This window comes from Cupriavidus sp. WS, from assembly GCF_000395345.1.
Lineage (GTDB): Bacteria > Pseudomonadota > Gammaproteobacteria > Burkholderiales > Burkholderiaceae > Cupriavidus > Cupriavidus basilensis_B.
This window is the reverse complement of record NZ_AQPL01000293.1, coordinates 1-2,322: the sequence shown is the minus strand read 5'-3', so window position 1 is coordinate 2,322 and position 2,322 is coordinate 1. Positions and strand designations below refer to the sequence as shown.

The 2,322-nt window shown below is 69.1% G+C and carries 4 protein-coding genes; 2 read left to right on the top strand and 2 right to left on the bottom strand.

All coding sequences use genetic code 11. The annotated features are described in order from the left end of the window. Both K206_RS0123115 and K206_RS43045 read right to left on the bottom strand, forming a co-directional pair. Positions 1-221, bottom strand: a 221-nt coding sequence (locus K206_RS0123115) for a LysR family transcriptional regulator (protein ID WP_155888190.1), incomplete at its 3' end; no start/stop codon positions are given. Positions 222-413: 192 nt separating this feature from the next. Beyond that, on the bottom strand, positions 414-593 hold the full coding sequence (locus K206_RS43045) for a hypothetical protein (RefSeq protein WP_155888189.1): 180 nt from the start codon (positions 591-593) through the stop codon (positions 414-416). Between K206_RS43045 and K206_RS0123110 the strand changes: the two genes are divergently transcribed. Both K206_RS0123110 and K206_RS0123105 read left to right on the top strand, forming a co-directional pair. Then, entirely contained in the window at positions 592-1,512 is a 921-nt protein-coding gene (locus tag K206_RS0123110; RefSeq protein WP_043367010.1) for an alpha/beta hydrolase, read from the top strand. The two genes, K206_RS43045 and K206_RS0123110, sit on opposite strands and share 2 nt — an antisense overlap. Positions 1,513-1,650: 138 nt before the next feature. Further along, on the top strand, positions 1,651-2,322 hold a 672-nt coding region (locus tag K206_RS0123105), incomplete at its 3' end, for an efflux RND transporter periplasmic adaptor subunit (protein WP_020423875.1).

Sequence of the window (2,322 nt, the reverse complement as noted above, 5' to 3'; positions counted from 1 at the left end):
TTTCCGTTTTCTGAGACGACCCCGTAATAGGCGGCGCCGTCGGTGGTGACGCTGATGCGCCGCGTCGTGCGATGCAGCAGCTTCACGCCGAGGTGCGTTTCCAGGTTCTGGATCAGCCGCGTGAGGGTGGCCTTGGGCAGATCCATCGATTCGGCCGCCCGCGCGAAGCTGCCTATATCCACGACGCGGGTGAATGCCTGCATTGATACGAGACGATCCATGTTCACTCCCCGGGAAAAGGATACGGGCGGGCCTGGCTGGCGTGCCGGACTTCTTGTCGAGTCCGTCGGGCCTGCCGGGCCTGTTGGGATTACAGGGCCTGCTGGACTTGTCGGCCGCCCGGGCCAGACCTTTAGCGGCCGGGCCGGGAGCGCATCGCGCAGCGCGCGCGGCCGCGGAAGTGCGGGAGTGGATCACAAAACCAATGACCTTGCACGGCGCAGGGTTTCCCGCCGCGGGCGCGCCGGATTATTTGACGGCAGAAACAGTGCATTGGTAAAGCCTCGCTTTATCCCACCTTTATCAACCACCATAATTCGCTGCATCGCAATATGCAATGGAAGCGCCGTTAACGCGGCGCTTGTGATCGCCATGCCTTCCCGATCGAAAGCTGCAGCCGCAGCGTCCGCCGCCGAACTGGCCGTGGGACGCACGACCGAGCACGCCGTCGAGAGCTGCGGCCGCACGATCCTGGTGCGCCTGAGCTATCCGCCGGGCTATCCGGAAGGCAAGGGCGCCGCGCTGCTGCCGTGGCTGCTTTATCTGCACGCGGGCGGCTTCGTGGAATGCAGCGTGGAGAAATCCCAGCGCCTGGCCGCGTGGCTGGCGGCCACGATGCCGGCGGTGGTGGTGACGCCGGCCTATTCGCTGGCACCCGATTTTCCGTTTCCGGCGGCGCCGGAAGACGTATTCAATACCACCGCCTGGGTGTTGCGCCACGCGCGCCGCCTGAAGGTGGACAAGCTGCGCTTCGCCCTGGTGGGCGAGGAGGCCGGCGGCAACCTGGCGATCGCGCTGTCGCAGATGCTGCGCGACCGCGGCCTGCCCGAGCCGCGCGCGCAGTGGCTGATCCGGCCGGTGACGGACCCCTGCCTGGAGCACGCCTCGTGCGCGTTCGCGCAGGGCGGGCCGAGCGTGTCGCTGGAGCGGCTGCAGCGCCTGGCGGGTTTCTACCGCGATTACCTGCCGACCCCGGCCGCCAGCGTGCACCCGTATGCGGCGCCCGCGCTGGCCTCGCGGCTGGCGGGCTTGCCGCCCACGCTGATCCAGGTGGCGGAAGAAGATGCGCTGCGCGCCGAGGGCGAGGCCTTCGCCGCGCGGCTGCAGGCGGCCGGCGTGCCGGCCGAAGCCAGAATCATGCCCGGCGCCTGTGGCGACGGGGTGGAACAGACCCTCGACCGATGTCAGGTCTGGGTCAACGAAGGCGCGCATTACCTGCAAGGCTGCCTTGCTGGCGATGACGATGCCTCACCAAGGACCGGACGCGACCCGGGCGCCAGCTCGCCAGGCTGACCCGCGCGAACCACGACAAGCCGGCCTGCGCGAGCAGGCATACCGGGCGCGGCCCCTGGCGCGCCCCGGCGGCGGCGTTCGTCCTTTTTTTGCTTTCCAGTTGAAGAAAACCCGCTACGGAATACGGAGTGTAGAAAAATGAAGCAGCAATATCGACGCACCATGATTGCCCTGGCCATCGTCGCCGTGCTCGGCGCGGGCCTGGCGACCTCATTGCTCAAGCCCTGGCATGCCGGCGAGGCGCAGGCCGTGCCGGCACCCGCCCCGACCACCGTGGATGTGGCCGGCGTGATCGGCAAGACCATCACCGAGTGGGACGAGTTCTCCGGCCGCCTCGAAGCGGTGGACCGCGTGGAGATCCGCGCGCGGGTGGGCGGCACCATCGACGCCGTGCACTTCCGCGAGGGCGCGCTGGTGAAGAAGGGCGACCCGCTGTTTACCATCGACCCGCGCCCCTACGCCGCCGAAGTGGCGCGCGCCGAGGCCGCGCTGGCCGCCGCCCAGGTGCGCGCCTCGCACGCGCAGACCGAACTGGCGCGCGCCCAGCGGCTGGTGCAGGACAACGCCGTGTCGCGCCGCGAGTTCGACGAGCGCGACAACACCGCGCGCGAGGAAGTCGCCAACGTGCGCGCCGCGCAGGCCTCGCTCGAAGTGGCGCGGCTGAACCTGACCTATACCCGCATCGTGGCGCCGGTGAGCGGGCGCGTCTCGCGCGCCGAGATCACGGTCGGCAACCTGGTCGCGCCGGGAGCTTCGTCGCCGGTGCTGACCACGGTGGTGTCGGTGTCGCCGATGTACGCCAACTTCGAG